This is a genomic window from Herbaspirillum sp. Sphag64, assembly GCF_014192645.1.
Classification (GTDB): Bacteria; Pseudomonadota; Gammaproteobacteria; order Burkholderiales; family Burkholderiaceae_D; genus Herbaspirillum.
Map to the genome: position 1 here is coordinate 143,769 of NZ_JACHYE010000001.1, position 17,589 is coordinate 161,357.

17 protein-coding genes are annotated in these 17,589 nt (G+C 54.7%); 7 read left to right on the forward strand and 10 right to left on the reverse strand.

The features are described from left to right. Positions 1-891, reverse strand: coding sequence for a MurR/RpiR family transcriptional regulator (locus FHW66_RS00630; protein ID WP_183377786.1), 891 nt, complete (start codon positions 889-891; stop codon positions 1-3). Positions 892-1,046: 155 nt separating this feature from the next. Here FHW66_RS00630 and FHW66_RS00635 point away from each other — a divergent pair, with 155 nt between their 5' ends. Both FHW66_RS00635 and FHW66_RS00640 read left to right on the forward strand, forming a co-directional pair. After that, positions 1,047-2,342, forward strand: coding sequence for an amino acid deaminase (locus tag FHW66_RS00635; RefSeq protein ID WP_183377787.1), 1,296 nt, complete (start codon positions 1,047-1,049; stop codon positions 2,340-2,342). 19 nt (positions 2,343-2,361) lie between these two features. After that, on the forward strand, positions 2,362-3,291 hold the full coding sequence (locus FHW66_RS00640) for a sugar kinase (RefSeq protein WP_183377788.1): 930 nt from the start codon (positions 2,362-2,364) through the stop codon (positions 3,289-3,291). Between the two features lie 18 nt (positions 3,292-3,309). On the opposite strand, the gene FHW66_RS00645 is transcribed toward FHW66_RS00640, so the two are convergent. After that, a complete protein-coding gene (locus tag FHW66_RS00645; RefSeq protein WP_183377789.1) occupies positions 3,310-4,650 on the reverse strand; it encodes a tetratricopeptide repeat protein in 1,341 nt (446 codons plus the stop codon). A gap of 235 nt (positions 4,651-4,885) precedes the next feature. Continuing rightward, positions 4,886-6,412: a PLP-dependent aminotransferase family protein gene (locus FHW66_RS00650; protein WP_183377790.1), complete on the reverse strand. Its 1,527-nt coding sequence runs from the start codon at positions 6,410-6,412 to the stop codon at positions 4,886-4,888. Positions 6,413-6,587: 175 nt separating this feature from the next. Here FHW66_RS00650 and FHW66_RS00655 point away from each other — a divergent pair, with 175 nt between their 5' ends. From FHW66_RS00655 to FHW66_RS00665, 3 genes are all read left to right on the forward strand, one after another. Continuing rightward, complete coding sequence (locus tag FHW66_RS00655) at positions 6,588-6,947, forward strand: hypothetical protein (RefSeq protein WP_183377791.1); 360 nt, start codon at positions 6,588-6,590, stop codon at positions 6,945-6,947. Between the two features lie 95 nt (positions 6,948-7,042). Beyond that, positions 7,043-8,542, forward strand: a complete 1,500-nt coding sequence (locus FHW66_RS00660; RefSeq protein ID WP_183377792.1) for a diguanylate cyclase domain-containing protein — start codon at positions 7,043-7,045, stop codon at positions 8,540-8,542. Further along, a complete protein-coding gene (locus FHW66_RS00665; RefSeq protein ID WP_183377793.1) occupies positions 8,539-9,249 on the forward strand; it encodes an alpha/beta fold hydrolase in 711 nt (236 codons plus the stop codon). Before FHW66_RS00660 ends, FHW66_RS00665 begins: the two co-directional genes overlap by 4 nt. A gap of 8 nt (positions 9,250-9,257) precedes the next feature. On the opposite strand, the gene FHW66_RS00670 is transcribed toward FHW66_RS00665, so the two are convergent. The 7 genes from FHW66_RS00670 to FHW66_RS00700 form a co-directional block, all read right to left on the reverse strand. After that, on the reverse strand, positions 9,258-9,767 hold the full coding sequence (locus FHW66_RS00670; RefSeq protein WP_183377794.1) for a hypothetical protein: 510 nt from the start codon (positions 9,765-9,767) through the stop codon (positions 9,258-9,260). A 193-nt stretch (positions 9,768-9,960) separates the two neighbouring features. After that, the gene (gene pssA, locus FHW66_RS00675) at positions 9,961-10,833 is read right to left on the reverse strand and encodes a CDP-diacylglycerol--serine O-phosphatidyltransferase (protein WP_183377795.1); all 873 of its coding nucleotides are present in this window, start codon (positions 10,831-10,833) and stop codon (positions 9,961-9,963) included. A gap of 30 nt (positions 10,834-10,863) precedes the next feature. Beyond that, positions 10,864-11,505, reverse strand: a complete 642-nt coding sequence (locus FHW66_RS00680; RefSeq protein WP_183377796.1) for a phosphatidylserine decarboxylase — start codon at positions 11,503-11,505, stop codon at positions 10,864-10,866. 301 nt (positions 11,506-11,806) lie between these two features. After that, positions 11,807-12,556 (reverse strand): SIMPL domain-containing protein, encoded by a 750-nt coding sequence (locus FHW66_RS00685; RefSeq protein ID WP_183377797.1) that lies wholly within the window; start codon positions 12,554-12,556, stop codon positions 11,807-11,809. A 227-nt stretch (positions 12,557-12,783) separates the two neighbouring features. Then, positions 12,784-13,800, reverse strand: coding sequence for a ketol-acid reductoisomerase (gene ilvC / locus FHW66_RS00690; protein WP_183377798.1), 1,017 nt, complete (start codon positions 13,798-13,800; stop codon positions 12,784-12,786). 75 nt (positions 13,801-13,875) lie between these two features. Then, positions 13,876-14,367: an acetolactate synthase small subunit gene (gene ilvN / locus FHW66_RS00695; protein ID WP_183377799.1), complete on the reverse strand. Its 492-nt coding sequence runs from the start codon at positions 14,365-14,367 to the stop codon at positions 13,876-13,878. Between the two features lie 2 nt (positions 14,368-14,369). Beyond that, positions 14,370-16,088 (reverse strand): acetolactate synthase 3 catalytic subunit, encoded by a 1,719-nt coding sequence (locus FHW66_RS00700; protein ID WP_183377800.1) that lies wholly within the window; start codon positions 16,086-16,088, stop codon positions 14,370-14,372. 526 nt (positions 16,089-16,614) lie between these two features. On the opposite strand from FHW66_RS00700, the gene FHW66_RS00705 reads away from it, so the two are divergent. Together FHW66_RS00705 and FHW66_RS00710 are read left to right on the forward strand one after the other, a co-directional pair. Then, positions 16,615-17,184 (forward strand): RNA polymerase sigma factor, encoded by a 570-nt coding sequence (locus FHW66_RS00705; RefSeq protein WP_183377801.1) that lies wholly within the window; start codon positions 16,615-16,617, stop codon positions 17,182-17,184. Beyond that, the gene (locus FHW66_RS00710; protein WP_183377802.1) at positions 17,181-17,588 is read left to right on the forward strand and encodes a DUF3619 family protein; all 408 of its coding nucleotides are present in this window, start codon (positions 17,181-17,183) and stop codon (positions 17,586-17,588) included. The genes FHW66_RS00705 and FHW66_RS00710 overlap by 4 nt, the downstream gene beginning before the upstream one ends. The last annotated feature ends 1 nt before the right edge of the window (position 17,589 follow it).

The following is a 17,589-nucleotide window of genomic DNA, read 5'->3' on the forward strand; positions in this document are numbered from 1 at the left end:
TCAGTCTCCCAAAGGCTGGCGATCGCCGCCGCCGCGATGCATATCGAGTGCGTACTTGAGCCGGCGCAACTGCTCCTGACTGCGATCCTTCTGCAGCAGCGCCAGCTCCAGTACCAGCATGTCGAGGGTCATCATCATTGCGTAGCGTGATGAGGATGGTTTGAAAATAAAATCGGTTTCCAGCGACTTGATCGGCAACAACACATCGACCATCCCCGCCAGCGGCGAGCCGAGCGCGGTGATGGCGATCATTTTGACGCCGTATTCTCGGGCAACCTCACAGTTGGTGAGAAGTTCGGGCACGTTGCCTGTGGTTGAGAAGACCAGCAAGACATCGTTCTTGTCGAGCGTAGCAGCTACCATGCGCTGCAACAGCGCATCGTGATAGCTGGCCACCGGTCGACCCAGTCGCACCAGCCGGTAGCGCGCCTCGTCGGACATCATGGTGGAGCCACCACCCATCCCAAACGCGTAGATCATGCGTGCATCGCGCAGTAATTGCGCAGCTTGTAGCAAGGCGTCGGGATTGAGCAAGGCGCGGTTGACTTCCAGCACGGCGTGAATATCGTCATAGATGACGTCGGCCAGCTCGCGTGGCCGCTCCACCGCTGCTGCGGCGGGCATCTTGCCGCCGTCAAAGAAGCGCTGCCCGACAGCAACTGCCTGTGCCAGCATGAATTTGAATTCGCGCACATCGCGGCAGCCCATGGCTTTGGCAAAGCGGGTCACGCTGGCCAGACTGACACCGGCCTTGCTGGCCAGCTCACCAATGCTGGCACTAGCGGCAAAGGATAAATCGCTGAGGATCGACTCGGCCACCTTTTGCTCGGCCAGACGTAATTGTCCGCTGCGCTCGGTGATGCGTGAAATGATGTCAAAAGCCTGCGCCATGATGTTGCCAGAGTGAAGCCCACGTGATGCCAACGGCAATCTAGCATCAGAGGAGCGGCTGAAAAAATATTTCAATGTTACTTACTAACACACTTCCAACATAGTAAATTCAGCACTATCATTACGTCAAATCAAATTTTTGAGGAAATATCAAAGTGGCTGATACAAACTACCAAAACACCGATTTGCACGCTTTCGTCAGCCCCCTCAACAAGGGTATTGGCGAACTTGCCCACCCTGTCACCGCTGCCGAAGTCGCCGCGCAGGGCTGGAATCTGCTGCGTGAGGATCTGAGCCTGCCGAGCGCCGTTCTCTACGAGGACCGCCTTGCTCATAATCTGCAATGGATGCAGCGCTTTGTTACCGAATATGGTGTGAAGCTGGCACCGCATGGCAAAACCACGATGTCGCCCAAGCTGTTTGCCCGGCAACTGGCAGGCGGCGCATGGGGGATCACGCTGGCAACAGCCCATCAGACACAGGCAGCCTATGCCCATGGCGTGCGCCGCGTAATCATGGCCAATCAACTGGTCGGCAAGCAAAACATGCGGATCATTGCGGAGCTGTTGCGTGATCCTGACTTCACGTTTTATTGCCTGGTGGACTCGGCGGATCTGGTCGATCAGTTGGGCAGTTTCTTTGCGCAGCGAGGCCAGACTATTCAGGTATTGCTGGAGCTAGGTGCTGCCGGTGGCCGCACCGGTGTGCGTAATCAGGAACAGCAACAGGCAGTGCTGGAGGCGGTGCAACGCTGGCCCGGCAGTGTCGCGCTGGCTGGTGTGGAAGTCTACGAAGGCGTACTCAAGGAAGAGGCCGATATCCGTCTGTTCCTGCAAACTGCCGTTGCTTGTTTGCAGCAGCTACAGAGGCAAGGCCATCTGCAGCATTGCGATGCACAGCACCCGGCAATTCTCACCGGTGCCGGTTCGGCTTGGTTTGATGTGGTGGCCGAAGAATTTGCTGGTGCCAAGATTGGTGCCCCGCTGGAGGTGGTGCTGCGTCCCGGCTGCTATCTGACGCATGACGTTGGCATTTACCGCGCCGCCCAACAACAGATTCAATCGCGCAATCCGGTCGCCCAGAAGATGCGCAGCGAATTGCTGCCGGCATTGCAACTGTGGGCCTATGTGCAATCGATCCCGGAGCATGACAAGGCGATTGTTGCACTCGGCAAGCGCGATGCAGCGTTCGATGCCGGTCTGCCAAGCCCGGCCGCGCGCCTGCGCCCGGGTAGCGATGCGGCCTTGTTGCCGACACCAGCCCATTGGGAAATCACAGGCATGATGGATCAGCATGCCTATCTGAAAATTGCTGCCGGTGACGATATACGGGTTGGCGACATGATCGCTTTCGATATTTCCCACCCCTGCCTGACCTTCGACAAGTGGCGTTGTCTGCCGGTGCTCGATACGCAGTTCAATGTGATTGATCTGGTACAGACCTACTTCTAAACCACCGACCGGACGCATCATGAAGAACAAGAAAATCCTCGCCTTTGGCGAAGCCATGCTGGAGTTCAACCAGCGTGTGGATGATCCACGTTATTACCTGGAAGGCTTCGGTGGCGACACCTCCAACTTTGCGATTGCGGCGGCACGTCAGGGTGCCGATAGCGGCTATATTACTGCCATCGGCGATGATCTTGGCGGCCAGCGACTACAGGCACTGTGGGTCGCAGAAGGTGTCGATACGCATGGAGTAACGGTGCAGCCCGGCAACATGACGGGTGTGTATTTTGTTACCCACGACGCTGCCGGGCATCATTTCAATTATCTGCGTCAGGGTTCTGCTGCGAGTCGTTATACGCCAGCGCAATTACCACTGGACATGATTGCCGAGGCGGCTGTGCTGCATCTGTCCGGCATCAGCCTGGCCATCAGCGAGAGTGCCTGCGACAGCGCACTGACGGCGATGGCGCACGCCAGGCAACATGGCACATTGACCTCGCTCGATACCAATTTACGTCTGCGTCTGTGGCCGCTGGAGCGGGCGCGCATCAAGATGGCGGAAGCCTTTGCAATGTGCGATATCTGCCTGCCGAGCTGGGATGACATCAGCACCCTGACCGGGCTCGATGACCGTGATGCGATCATCGACAAATTGCTCGAGTATGGTGTCAAGCTGGTGGCATTCAAACTCGGTCAGGAGGGTTGCTATATCGCTACACCGAACGAGCGCCGTCTGGTGGCTCCCTACCCGGTTGAGGCAATCGATGCGACTGGCGCCGGAGACTGTTTTGGTGGTGCCTTTATCGCCCGTCTGGTTGCCGGGGCAGATCCTTTCGAGGCGGCCCGCTACGCCAATGTGGCAGCCGCACTATCAACTACCGGCTATGGTGCGGTGGCGCCAGTTCCAGATGCAGCAACGGTGCAGGCACTGCTGTCCGGCAGCACAGCCTGATAACCGTGCTGCCAAGAGTTATTGTGGACGCTGCGCAGTGACCAGCATGCCGGCCACCGGTCGGCGAATTTCTTCACGCAGCACGGTATCGACGATATTGACCGCCACCAGACCTGCTTGCGCCAGTGTTGAGGCGACATAATCTTTGGCATGCCGGTAACGACCACTGGCATGCAAGTGAAATCCCTCTGCGATTGCCTGAGTATCTGATTCGACGGCTTCGATCGTAAAAATCAGATAGCCACCCGGGCGCAAGGCGTTGCTAGCAGCCACCACCACCGCACGTAGATCGCCAAAGTAGATCACGGTATCGGCCGCCAGGATGATGTCAAAGGCTGCAGACTTGGTGGTCATGTAGGCGCAGATTTCCTGCTTGACCAATTGATCGTAACCACCATGAACCCGTGCCTGCTCCAGCATCTTGGCCGATAGATCAACGCCAATCAGTGAGCGTGCATAGTCAGCCACCTTGGGCGCACACAGGCCGGTTCCACAACCCAGATCGAGAATATCGTACTGTCTGGCCGCAGTCGCAATGGCGCGCAAGCCTTCACGCATGAGATCCGGACCGCGATAGCCGAGATTGTCGTTCAGCGTGGCATTGAAGGTCTCTGCATAGCGATCAAAGTAATGTTCGATATAGGAGTTGGAAGCGCGCTCGGGGACCTCGGTCTGCGAGCAGGCCGCGTACATGTGGGTGGCGATTGGATTGTCAGGCTCTTCTTCCATCCACAGCCGGTAGATCGCTGCGGCTTCCTGCAGACGCCCCAGAAAATAAAAGGAAATGCCTAGCATCTCCTTGGATTTTCCTTCCAGTGGCGGCAAGACGAAGGCGCGGCATTGATAACCGGCACTGGTGAGCTTGTCGCCCTGCGCTTCATAAATATTACCGAGATGGATCAGCGCTGGCGCAAATTCAGGGTCCAGTTTCACGGCCTGTTCAAATGCGGTGATGGCGGCACCCTGCTCATGACATTGCAGCTGCGCTGCGCCTAGGTTGTTCCAGATCTGAGAATCATGCGGATTCAACTGCAGCGCATCGATATAAGCCTGACTGGCCTGTTCGAACTGCCCTAGCGAGAACAAAACATTGCCCAGATCGTTGTACCAGGCCGGATTGTCAGGCTGCAGCGCGCAGGACTGCTGGATATGGGCAATGCCAGCGTTGCTGTCACCCTGCTGATGCAGGCCGATGCCAAGAAAGTGCAGTGCAATGGGCTGGGCCGGCTCTTGCGCCAGGACCAATCGATAAATATCAATCGCCTGCGCGATCTGGCCACTGGCGTGCAGACCAACTGCACGATCCAGTAACTGGAGAAAATTGGATTCGGCTGCACCGGCTGAAGGGGAAGACTGCATGCAAGTTTCCTGTTGTTGTAATGAGAGGCCAGCCAGTTAAAACGCGCGGACTCGCATTACCCGAAACAGGGCATGCATGAACACCGCAAATCCATTTCCATCAAATTATTTTCAATAAAAATTAGAAAATAGTCTTAAATTTAATAGAAATTTATTGAAGTGATAGTAACACTTGCGGATGAAAACGGCTCGACTCTTGGCAACCGGAAATCCTGATCAGTGTGCCATGACATCGTCAGGTGGATTTTTTCAAATTTGTCACCAGCATGCCCAAGCGACGAATTGCCTGATCCAGCTCGCGCGTGAAGGGCTTGCCACAGGAAAGTCGCACATAATGGTCAAACCGGTGCGAATTGGAAAAGATGATCCCGGGCGACAAGCCGATGCCCTCCTCCAGCGCTGCCTTGAACAAGGCCTTGGAGCAAAGTCCATCAGGAAGCTCGATCCACAGCCCTATGCCACCGCGCGGCAGATTGAGACGAGTCTGTTGCGGGAAGTAAGCGGCAATGGCCTCGGACATTTGCTCCCGTTGCTGCTTGAGGGTAGCGCGTAGTCGCCTCAAATGTCGGTCGTACGCTGGCGACGCCATGTAATTGGCGGCGGTAATCTGGGTCCACTCTTCGCTGGCACGCATATGGGCAAATTTCAGCATCTTGACCCGCTCATGCCACTTGCCACTGCTGATCCAGCCCAGCCGCATGCCCGGCGCCAAGACCTTGTTGAGCGACACACAATGGATCACATTGCCGCTTCGGTCCCAGGCCTTGGCTGCTGCTGGTGGGACCTCGGTATCAGTCAGTTCGCTGTAGGCATCATCCTCGATCAGCGCAACGTGATGTTGCTCACACACCTCGACCAGACGCTGCTTGTGCACATCCGACATGATGCAGCCCAGTGGATTCTGCAAGGTTGGTACCACCACCACCGCCTTGATATTGGCGTGGGTCTGGAAGGCCAGTTGCAGCGCTTCAATGGAAATACCAGCCTGCGGACTGGTTGGGATTTCCAGTGCGCGCATGCCGAGGCTTTCCAGGGTCTGCAACAGGCCAAAATAGGTTGGTGACTCGACCGCGATGGTATCCCCGGCATTGGCAACCGCGCGCAGGGCCAGATTGAGCGCTTCAATACAACCATGCGTAACGACCACTTCGTCAGCACTGATACGCACGCCGTTATCCAGCGCACGACGGGCGACGACCTGCCTGAATTGCGGATTACCGTTGGTCGGCATGACGCTGGTGAGCAGCAAGGGATTATCGCGCAAGGCGCGCATGGCAGCAGTCTTAAGCGCATCAGCGGCGTACAGCTCGGGGGCGCAGGTCATTCCACTGAGATCAATGGCCGGCGGCTTTTGCTGACGCCGCGAGATGAATTCAGAAACCTGTTCGTGAATACCGACGAATTGCGCTGAATCCAGTGGTCGCGAGAAATTTGGCTCATCCATCGGTCGCAGACTCGCGCGTCTGGGCTGGCGCACGAAGTAACCGGAACGCGGGCGCGCTTCCAGCCAGCCACCGGTCTCGAGATGACGCAGACTTTGCAAGGCAGTCGACAAACTCACCTGATGCAGTCGCATCAGCTCGCGTACTGACGGCATACGCGCGCCAGGTGCCAACGTTCCAGCATGAATAGCCGACAGATAGTGCTCGGCCAGACGGCGATAGATCAATGATTCACTAGACGGCAATGCCAGCGCTGATGACGATAACGATGTCGGACTGCTGTCAGCGGGCGTATAGATGGGGGGCGTTGAGTGTTCCATGGAGTGATCTTCGCGCAGTAGGCATAGGCAAAACAGATACAGAATTCACGAATTTATACGATAACAGATTCATAAAAATACCACTGTTTCGATGCACATCAACGATGGTTGTATCTGTTTTGCTCAACCTGCTCTGCCTAGACTATCCCTACCTCAACACAACAGGGAACCTCTCATGCGCCCAACCACTGACTCCCCTTCGACTCCCGCCCGACTCCGGCTCCGTAGCGGTCAGACTTATCGCTTGTGGACCGGTCGTGATGCCATGATCATGGTCATTTCCGGGCGCGTTCGCCTGCAATCGGTTGCGCGCTGGAATCCGAGCTGGCTACCAATCTGGCAAACCACCCTGCAGGCGGAAGAACATTGTCAGCTGATCGAGTGCGGTTGGCTGCACATAGCGGCCGAACAGGACTGCGAACTACTCTACTATGCGCCACCCCGTGCAGGAATGGTGTCGCTGGCCCTGCTGGGCCGCCTAGCGGCGGGTCCGCTGCGCAGAGCATGGCGCGTCTGGCAGATGCGACAGTCCTGAGCGGAATCACGACAAATTTGGCGCGCGCGGCGCTCAGACAGGAAGCGAGACCCAGAATCGGTTTACACTTACGGGTCTCCTTTTTAACCTTGATCATGCAGAATCAAAGCCACCACGCAGGCGCAACCGGTACGCGCAATCCCGACTTGCTCGGAATCGATATGTTTGAATTAGCGCCAGCATCCATGTGGCTGGAGGATTACAGCGGTTTGAAGCAATTGCTTGAACAATGGCGCGCACAGGGTGTGAGCGACTTGCGTGCGTTTTTGCTGGAAGATCTCGCCCGGGTGCATGCTTGCACCATGGAAATCCGTGTCATCAAAGTCAACCAAAAGACACTCGAACTGTTTGAGGCAGACAGCCAGGAACATCTGGAGGCCAATCTTGGCAAGGTGTTCCGGGATGACATGCTGGATCAGCACATCGATGAGCTACAGCAGATGTGGAACGGCAACACGGCGTTTTCCAGCAGGACCGTCAATTACACCTTGTCTGGCAAACGTATCGATATTCAGCTCAATGCCCGTATCCTACCGGGATACGAGGATACCTGGTCACGCGTGTTACTGACTATCGAGGACGTCACTTCCCGTGAATCAGCCCTGCGCAAGCTCGAAGCCAGCGAAAACTATGCACGCGGCCTGTTTGAATACTCTCCGATCTCGCTATGGGTCGAAGATTTCAGCCACGTCAAAAATCTGTTCGACGATCTGCGCAAGATTGGCATTACCGACTTCCGCACCTTTACCGACGTCCATCCGGAGTTTGTGGAGCGCTGCATGCAGGAGATTCGCGTCATTGATGTGAATCAGCAAACACTGACGATGTTTGCGGCAGAGAGTAAACAGAACCTGCTATCACGGCTGGGGGAAGTGTTTCGTGACGATATGCGTCCGCATTTCAGTGCACAGCTGGGTGAACTGTGGCAGGGCAATCTGTTCCATCAGCGCGAGGTGGTCAACTACGCTCTGTCGGGCGATCAATTGCATGTGCATTTGCAGTTTTCCGTGTTTCCCGGCCACGAGCATGACTGGAGTCTGGTGCTGGTTGCGCTGACCGACATCACGGCCCGCAAAAAAGCGGAAGCGTATCTGGAGTTTCTCGGCAAGCACGACGAACTGACCAAGCTGCATAACCGCGCTTTCATGGTCGATGAAATGAACCGACTCGAACGCAAAGGGCCATTCCCGGTCAGCGTCATTATGGCCGATCTCAATGGCCTCAAGGAAGTCAATGACCAGCTCGGTCATGCCGCTGGCGATGCCTTGCTGCGCAGAGTTGGCGAAGTGCTCGGCAAGGCGATTGACAAACCGGCCCATGCGGCGCGTATTGGTGGTGACGAATTTGCCATCCTGCTGCCAGCGACCGATGAGCGTGTTGCCGTTGCCATCATGGAAAACATCCGTAGCCTGATCGATATCAACAACCAGTATTACTCTGGAACACCACTAAACTTGTCGATGGGTTGCTCTACCTGCTACGCGGGGCAGCGCCTGGAAAGTGCGGTACAGCTGGCCGATGCGCAGATGTATGAAGACAAACGTGCCTTCTACGCGGCGATCCCCACGCACGAGCGTCGCCAGCCGCAGGGATGAGTGAAACGCCCTTTTCGCTGGTAGTTGGCGAAGAAACCTTAATCGGCGACCTGCTCGGTGATAGCGCTACGGTACAGGTCTTGCTGTTGCATGGCGCCGGCTCAGGGAACCGGCTGCGCCAGCGGCGCTTGCGGGAATTATTGCTGCAACAAGGTGTGAGCAGTGCCGCCTTTGACTTTTCCGGGCACGGTGAAAGCAGTGCCAATGCACCCGGTTCGCTGGAAAAACGTCTGCTGCAGGCGAGCGCTGTGCTTCACCATATCAATCATCAACAACAGTTGCATACCGTTGTGGGCACCAGCATGAGCGGCGAAATTGCCATTCGGCTGGCATATGCCCACCCGGGACAAATTCAACATCTGGTATTGATGGTGGGGGCCATCTATGCCGGCGATGCATTCAGCCTGCCATTTGGGCCTGATTTTTCGGCAGCGATTCGCCGGCCACAAAGCTGGCGTTCAGCCGAGACACTAGAAATGATCGCGCACTTTCGGGGTGCACTGACCTTGATCCGTGCGCTGGAAGATAGTGTGATTCCATTTGAGATTGCCGATTTGCTGGCACAAGCAGCAGGCCGGGCCAGTAGCGTACGCGTGATGGATCTGCCCGGTGTCGATCATCGTATCAGTGAGCGGATCGCAAACGATGACGCCCTTCGGGCGCATATCGCCGATGTCATTATGCAGCGCGAAGTGAGAGCAGATTAGCGAGCGTATCAAGCCTTGGTGGCAATTCCAACGCCACTGCCCGCTGTAACGTGCGATACCGCAACGGCACCACCAGTTCCTGCCCCCGCACCGCTGAAGTGTACTTGCAACTCTTCGGGAATAGCTACAGGCGCGCTTCGGCTTGGCGTCAGTGCACCCGTGTTGTCATAAAAATCATCACTGATGTGCATCCCCGGGAATGCAGGTGCAGCGGACTGACCTGGCAATAATGGTATGACCGCGGCGGTAGTCGACGAGCCAGTATCAGAGCGGACTTTCTCAGCAGGGGAAGCACTGGGAACTGCAGTCTGAGACAGCTCGCTCAATAGTCCGGAGGCGCTGTAAGTCACGCCACCACGCGGCTCACCGGTCAGATTGACCACCACCGAGCGGGTATCGGACAAGGCAACCAGAGCATTAAGCGAGCCTGGGCCATCGCCAACGTCAACGACCGGCGTCGCATTGCCATTGACCGCGGGGACAATGGCAGTAACCGAATTGTTGATTCCGATAGCCATGACAGCCCTGGACCTTTCAAGCTAACCAGCGAGGAACCTGACTTGTAGATTAGCAGCAACGGTGATGATTTCCGATGCCAGTCTGACAAGTTCATTTCACGCAGACAATACAAGAGAAAATATAGCAAAAAATCGCACAATATGCCGCTGCGAGAAAGCCACATCGCACCGCAGCAACGTTTTAATCAAGCAACTATTTTTCTTCGTATTCGGTTTGCACAATACTGACAGGTTTGCCTTTGATCTTACGCCAGGCATAAACGATGTAGCCGGAGAGGCCATAGAGCACAAACAGTCCGAACAGGACCTTGGACGGGTCGCTGGAGATGGCAACCAGCGCAACGACGACTAGCAATGCCGCGATAAAAGGCACCGGCTTGCGGAAGTTGACATCCTTGAAACTATAGAACGGTACATTGGTCACCATGGTGACGCCTGCATACAGGGTAATGATCCAGGATGCCCAACTCAGATCGGTACCAGCAAAGCGCAGATCATCCATGAGCCACACAAATCCAGCCACCAGCGCTGCTGCTGCAGGGCTTGGCAAGCCCTGGAAGTATCGTTTGTCGACCACTGCGATATTGGTATTGAAACGCGCCAGCCGCAGTGCCCCGCCTGCACAATAGACAAATGCTGCCAGCCAGCCCAGTTTGCCCATCCCACGCAGAGACCACTCATAGACCACCAGCGCCGGTGCTGCGCCAAACGACACCATATCGGACAGGCTGTCGTACTGCGCTCCGAATTCACTCTGCGTATTGGTCATGCGCGCCACCCGGCCATCCAGACTATCCAGCACCATTGCGACGAAAATAGCGATGGAGGCGTGATCGAACTTCAGGTTCATTGCCATGACGATGGCGTAAAAACCGCAAAACAGGGCCGCAGTCGTAAACGCGTTCGGTAGCAGGTAAATGCCACGCGAGCGACGTGGGCGACCTACCACAATCTCGTCAATATCATCGACCTCATCAAGATGCCCCGGATAAGCCGGAGACTTGGGGCCACGCAAGGTTTTAGGGAAAGCGATTGCCTTGTTTTTACGTCTGCGAAAAGTTGCCATGGGAAGTCCGTCTCAGTGATGCTGGCGTGCTCAGAATTCAGCCAGGATAGTTTCTGTCGCCGATACCTTCTCACCGACACTGACCTTAGGAGTTGCGGTCAGCGGCAAATACACGTCCACGCGTGAACCGAAACGAATGAAGCCATAACGCTGACCACGCGCCAGCACATCACCAGCCTTGACATAGCACAGGATACGGCGCGCAATCAGACCGGCAACCTGCACGCACGTAACGCTCTGACCATTGGCAGCGGTAATGGCCAATGCATTGCGCTCGTTCTCCAGCGAAGCCTTGTCGAGATCGGCATTGACGAATTTGCCGGGAAAATACTGCACCGTTTCAATCTTGCCGTCGACCGGTGCACGGTTAGAGTGGACATTGAATACGTTCATGAACACACTGATCTTGAGCGCTTCACGATTGGTGTAGGGATCATGCGCCTTGGCCACGACGACGATGCGACCATCTGCCGGAGACAGAACAGCGTTTGGATTTTGTGGAATGGTACGTGGTGGATCACGGAAAAACTGCAGTACAAACAAGGCGATGATCCAGAAAGGAATCGACCAAGCACCGCCTATCAGTGTGACGACGATGGCGACAACGATAGCGATGCTCAGAAAAGGCCAACCTTCGCGGGCAATAATGGGATGAGGATAATGATTGTTCAACGTTGCTCCGATAGTCGACGAGAGGTTGCAAAGGGTTCAATTGAGGTCAATTGGCTTCAACTGCATTCAAATGGCTAAAGCGTGCATATTCTAGACGAGCGCCCGACAAATGTAACGTGCGGCGCTTGCCGTCAACGGACTTTTAGCGGACCAAGAATCCGGACAGGGAACAAGCCGGCAACGGCGGTCCGCTTGTTCCACACAGAGGCGAGAAAGTGCAGGTTTTATTGAGAATCAGCTTATAACAGCTTATTTTTGACCAGCCAGCATTTTAGCGCGAACCCCTTCGCAAGTCATACCCTTACTTGATGCGCAATCTTGCGACCAGGCGCATGCTCAAAGTCGACTCGCCCGGCTCGAAGCTAGGCTCGGCAACAGCCTCTGGTACTGCAGCAGCACGCATCATCATCGCTTTGGGGGCGGCGACAAAGTTGCCGGAACCTTCAAAATCGAGTGTATCGACGGAAATGTCGGCGGGATTACGGCCCATGGTGCGTGCAATCGACACAATCCTCTCATTGAGGTTGCGATAAGTGGCATCAATGAGAGCATCATCAAGCTTTTTGCTGCTGGCTGGCGTCAACCCAAAATCCAGGCCATTGAGCGCCATCACACTCTGTGCTGCGGCGACGGTTTTTGGCAAGCCTTGAAGATTGGTGGTGGTAACTTCGAGCGTCTGACCGACGCGCCAGCCAACGATGGCACGTGGCTTATTGCTATTGTTGTTATTGTGTTGGGCATCATCAGCGTAGACCGCATAGGTAAAGTAGCCTCGGGTTCTCAACTGCGCCTGAGGGTCTTGTCGTTTGACAATATCGATCCCCTGCTTCATTTTCTGATTGACGCGAGAGGCGGCGGTCGCCTGATCCTTATCCTGCTCCTGCACTGTCAGCGTGACATGTGCCTGATCGTTGGGCAGCGTGATTTCAGCGTTGGCAGGCACCACCAATTGAGCGCCGCTGGTCTGGATTGATTGCGCGTTGGCAGCGAAGCTGGAACAGAGTAATGCACAGCTGATCAAGAAGGCAGGAAGACTACGAATTGGCGTCATGAAACTCTCCAGAAATAAATATTGCATCAGATAATAGGATCCTCTACTCGCGAGCCTTTAACGAGTTTGCAATTTTTGACGCGATGACGACAGATTTGGTTCGAAATTGGAGTCGTTTGCCTGGTAACAAGCACTAAATAAAAAGGACGCTTACGCGTCCTTTTTAGTCAGGGCACGCATACTTGCGTGTCCTGTCATGATGCTACCGATGGCGAAGATAGTTGGTCTTAGTTCTTCGACTGGTCAACCATCTTGTTAGCCTTGATCCATGGCATCATGGCGCGCAGCTTGTCGCCCACAACTTCAATTTGATGTTCGGCGTTCAAGCGACGACGCGATTGCAGGGTTGGTGCACCAGCCTTGTTTTCCAGGATGAAGCTCTTGGCGTATTCACCAGTCTGAATGTCGGTCAGCACCTTCTTCATGACCTTCTTGGTTTCTTCGGTGATCACGCGTGGACCAGTGACATATTCACCGTATTCAGCGTTGTTCGAGATCGAGTAGTTCATGTTGGCGATACCGCCTTCATAGATCAGGTCAACGATCAGCTTCAGTTCGTGCAAGCATTCGAAGTAAGCCATTTCAGGCGCGTAACCAGCTTCGACCAGTGTTTCGAAACCAGCTTTGATCAGTTCAACGGTACCACCGCACAGAACAGCTTGTTCGCCGAACAGGTCGGTTTCAGTTTCTTCGCGGAAGTTGGTTTCGATGATGCCAGCACGGCCACCACCGTTTGCGGTTGCGTACGACAGCGCGATATCACGGGCGGTACCGGACTTGTCTTGGTACACAGCGATCAGGTGCGGTACACCGCCACCTTGGGTGTACGTTGCACGCACGGTATGACCAGGTGCCTTCGGGGCGATCATGATGACGTCCAGATCAGCACGTGGAATGACTTGACCGTAGTGCACGTTGAAACCGTGTGCAAATGCCAGTGTGGCGCCTTGCTTGGCGTATGGTGCGACGTTTTCTGCGTAGACCTGAGCGATGTTTTCGTCTGGCAGCAAAATCATGACAACATCAGCGCTCTTGACGGCGTCATTAACTTCAGCGACGTTCAGACCGGCGTTCTTGGCCTTGTTCCAGGATGCGCCATCCTTGCGCAGACCAACGGTAACCTTACAACCGGAGTCTTTCAGGTTCAGCGCATGAGCGTGACCTTGCGAACCGTAACCGATGATGGTGACGTTCTTGTTCTTGATCAGGGACAGGTCGGCGTCTTTATCGTAAAAAACTTTCATGATTTTTCCTAATTTGAATAATTTTGAGTAATGTTGAATTGCAAAACAGCAACGCAAATGATGGCTAATGGCGCGTCAGATCTTCAGAATCCGTTCGCCGCGACCAATACCGGAGCCGCCGGTACGAACGGTTTCAAGAATGGCTGCACGGTCGATCGAATCGATGAACGCGTCCAGCTTGCCCTTGTTGCCAGTCAATTCGATGGTGTAGGTCTTTTCGGTGACATCAATGATACGGCCACGGAAAATATCCGCGGTCCGCTTCATCTCTTCACGCTCCTTGCCAACGGCACGTACCTTGATCAACATCAGTTCACGCTCAATGTGAGCGCCTTCGGTCAGATCCACCACCTTCACCACCTCGATGAGGCGATTCAAATGCTTGGTGATTTGCTCAATCACATCATCAGAGCCACTGGTCACGATGGTCATGCGTGACAGGGTTGCATCTTCAGTCGGTGCAACGGTCAGTGTTTCAATGTTGTAGCCGCGGGCGGAGAACAGCCCTACCACGCGTGACAGCGCACCGGCTTCATTTTCCAGCAATACAGAAACGATATGGCGCATGATTACAGATCCTCCGAACCCAAGAGCATTTCAGTCAAACCCTTACCCGCCTTGACCATCGGCCAGACGTTTTCAGTTTGATCTGTAATGAAGTTCATGAAGACCAGCTTGTCTTTCATGCCGAAAGCATCACGCAAGGCACCATCAACATCGCCCGGCTTTTCGATCTTCATGCCAACGTGGCCAAAGGACTCAGCCAGTTTGGTGAAGTCAGGCAAGGAATCCATATAGGACTCCGAGTAGCGCGAGCCATAATCAATCTGCTGCCATTGACGCACCATACCCAGGAAGCGATTGTTGAGCAGAATGATCTTGGGCGTCAGGTGGTACTGTTTGCAAGTTGCCAGTTCCTGGATGCACATCTGGATCGATGCTTCGCCTGTGATACAGGCAACGGTGGCATCAGGATTGGCCTTTTGCACACCCATCGCGTATGGCAAGCCCACACCCATGGTGCCGAGACCACCGGAATTGATCCAGCGCCGTGGCTTGTCGAAACCATAGTATTGTGCAGCCCACATCTGATGCTGACCGACGTCAGAAGTAATGAAGGCATCGCCCTTGGTGATGTCCCAGACCTTCTGGATCACTGATTGCGGCTTGATGAATTCGTCGGAGGTCGCAAACTTCAGGCAGTCGCGCTCGCGCCATTGATTGATCTGCTTCCACCAGTTGTCTAGCGCAGCGGCGTTCGGCTTGGTTTCGGTCACATCGAGTTGGGCCAGTAATTCCTGCAGCACGTCCTTGACGTTGCCGACGATCGGAATATCGACCTTGACGCGCTTGGAAATCGACGATGGATCGATATCAATGTGAATGATCTTGCGCGCATGCGACGCAAAGTGCTTGGGATTACCAATCACGCGGTCATCGAAACGGGCACCGATAGCGATCAGCACGTCACTGTGCTGCATGGCCATATTGGCTTCATAGGTACCATGCATGCCAGGCATGCCGACAAATTTGTCACTGGTGGAACGGTAACCACCAAGTCCCATCAGTGTGTTGGTGCATGGGAAGCCCAGACGATCAACCAGCTTGTTCAGTTCTGGCGCCGCATTGGCCAGAATGATGCCACCGCCTGTATAGATCATCGGACGCTCTGCACTCAGCAACAGTTGCAGCGCTTTGCGGATCTGGCCAGAGTGGCCCTTGTCGACCGGCTTGTAGGAACGCATTTCCACGGCTTTCGGATACGAGAAAGCACAGGTATGCATGGAAATGTCTTTGGGAATATCCACCAGTACTGGGCCTGGACGGCCGGTAGTGGCGATGTAGAAAGCCTTCTTCATCGTCTCGGCCAGGTCTTTGACATCCTTGACCAGGAAATTGTGTTTCACACATGGTCGAGTAATACCGACGGTGTCACATTCCTGGAAAGCGTCCTGACCAATGGCGGTCGACGGTACCTGGCCCGAAATCACAATCATCGGAATCGAGTCCATGTACGCCGTGGCCAGACCGGTTACCGCATTGGTAACACCAGGGCCGGAGGTGACGATACAGACGCCGACTTTTTCCGAGCTGCGCGAATACGCATCGGCTGCATGCACTGCAGCCTGCTCATGACGGACCAGAATATGTTGGAATTTATCTTGCTTGAAGATAGCGTCGTAAATATATAAGACGGCGCCACCAGGATAGCCGAAGACGTGTTCAACACCCTCTTCAGCCAGGCAACGGACGAGAATCTCCGCGCCGGTGAGAATTTCTGCACTCATTACTACTTCCTTTCAAGGTCCATTGGAGATTGATCGGATGTTCTCTCCTGCCGAAACTGCCCCGATTGACTTGCTTGCTCTGGCATCCCTTCCTTGTGCGGTCACGTCATTTCTGCCCCTCAACCGTAGTGAGGATCAAAATGGCGCTCAACGCGACTCGTTCAGCCTTGCTACAAGACAACCTTAACAATCTCTCGCGCTTGTGGCGCGGGTTAGAACAAACAAGCTTTAAATAAAGCGCACTTTCAGTCAGTTACCGCATTATGGGTGGCAACAACGAAAGCTTGGCAACTTCATGTTAATGAAGCGGATTGACACGTTAATGCGTCGTGTCATTTTGGTCAAGCAAAATTCATGACATCGTCAGGAAATAAGCCTTATTCTCGCCAGTTTTCGACAAACACCACCACAAACTTTGGCTTTTTTGCTAGCATGCGCTCTTGTTACAAATCCCTACATCGCCACGATGTTGCGGAAATGCTTTTGATTCATCTATTCCCGGCTCGCCTCCAAACAGCCGTACTGCATGGCAACTGACAAAGAACTCTCCGATTTTCTCGAAAATGTCGAACGCCGCGCCTTCAAACAGGCCGTCTATGCGGTACGCAAGGATGAGGCTGCGCTCGATATTGTTCAAGATGCAATGATCAAGCTGGCCGAGAAATACGGTGACAAGCCGGCCGACGAGTTGCCACTTCTGTTTCAGCGCATCCTGCAAAATACAATTCACGATTTTTTTCGTCGGGAAAAGGTAAGAACCACCTGGGTCAGCCTTTTTTCCAGCATGGGACGCGACAATTCCTCGCAGGAAGACTTTGACTTGCTGGAAAGCTACGAGTCCGAAATTGGATCCGAGGCTGCAGAGTCCAGCGCAGACAAGGTAGAACGTGAACAAACCCTGGCCCTGATCGACGCCGAAGTACAAAAACTGCCGACCCGTCAACGGGAAGCTTTCCTCATGCGTTATTGGCAGGACATGGATGTCGCAGAGACAGCCGCTGCCATGGGATGCTCCGAAGGCAGCGTAAAGACGCACTGCTCTCGTGCAACGCATGCTCTGGCGCAAGCGCTCAGAGCGAAAGGAATCAGTTTATGAACAAGGAATTGGAATTTGCCTACCGGGTTAAGCGTGCTTTGGACGCCAACCTGGAAAATCTGCCTGAATCGACCACTCAAAGTCTGACTGAAGCGCGTCGGGTCGCCTTGGCACGCAAAAAAAACCCGACCACGCCGATACGCGCCGTCGCACCGCATTTTGTACTGGCCGGCAACACCGGAGGTACGCTGTCGCCTGCGCCATGGTCGTGGTTGGGTCGCCTGGGTGTCGCCATCCCATTGCTCGCCGGCGTCTTGCTTTTTGCCGGGCTATATCAATACGAACACCAGCAACGCATCAGCGATCTGGCAGAAATTGATGCAGGTGTGTTGTCAGACGAATTACCACTCTCGGCCTATCTGGACCACGGTTTTGACGCCTTCCTGGCGCAGCAAGGCGAGTAGT

Bases quoted from the DNA above. Each gene is read 5' to 3' on its own strand.
- FHW66_RS00640 (WP_183377788.1), top strand. From the start codon at position 2,362: ATGAAGAACAAGAAAATCCTCGCCTTTGGCGAAGCCATGCTGGAGTTC.
- FHW66_RS00630 (WP_183377786.1), bottom strand. From the start codon at position 891: ATGGCGCAGGCTTTTGACATCATTTCACGCATCACCGAGCGCAGCGGA.
- FHW66_RS00665 (WP_183377793.1), top strand. From the start codon at position 8,539: ATGAGTGAAACGCCCTTTTCGCTGGTAGTTGGCGAAGAAACCTTAATC.
- FHW66_RS00655 (WP_183377791.1), top strand. From the start codon at position 6,588: ATGCGCCCAACCACTGACTCCCCTTCGACTCCCGCCCGACTCCGGCTC.
- ilvC (WP_183377798.1), bottom strand. From the start codon at position 13,800: ATGAAAGTTTTTTACGATAAAGACGCCGACCTGTCCCTGATCAAGAAC.
- ilvN (WP_183377799.1), bottom strand. From the start codon at position 14,367: ATGCGCCATATCGTTTCTGTATTGCTGGAAAATGAAGCCGGTGCGCTG.
- pssA (WP_183377795.1), bottom strand. From the start codon at position 10,833: ATGGCAACTTTTCGCAGACGTAAAAACAAGGCAATCGCTTTCCCTAAA.
- FHW66_RS00685 (WP_183377797.1), bottom strand. From the start codon at position 12,556: ATGACGCCAATTCGTAGTCTTCCTGCCTTCTTGATCAGCTGTGCATTA.
- FHW66_RS00700 (WP_183377800.1), bottom strand. From the start codon at position 16,088: ATGAGTGCAGAAATTCTCACCGGCGCGGAGATTCTCGTCCGTTGCCTG.
- FHW66_RS00670 (WP_183377794.1), bottom strand. From the start codon at position 9,767: ATGGCTATCGGAATCAACAATTCGGTTACTGCCATTGTCCCCGCGGTC.
- FHW66_RS00645 (WP_183377789.1), bottom strand. From the start codon at position 4,650: ATGCAGTCTTCCCCTTCAGCCGGTGCAGCCGAATCCAATTTTCTCCAG.
- FHW66_RS00660 (WP_183377792.1), top strand. From the start codon at position 7,043: ATGCAGAATCAAAGCCACCACGCAGGCGCAACCGGTACGCGCAATCCC.
- FHW66_RS00650 (WP_183377790.1), bottom strand. From the start codon at position 6,412: ATGGAACACTCAACGCCCCCCATCTATACGCCCGCTGACAGCAGTCCG.
- FHW66_RS00710 (WP_183377802.1), top strand. From the start codon at position 17,181: ATGAACAAGGAATTGGAATTTGCCTACCGGGTTAAGCGTGCTTTGGAC.
- FHW66_RS00705 (WP_183377801.1), top strand. From the start codon at position 16,615: ATGGCAACTGACAAAGAACTCTCCGATTTTCTCGAAAATGTCGAACGC.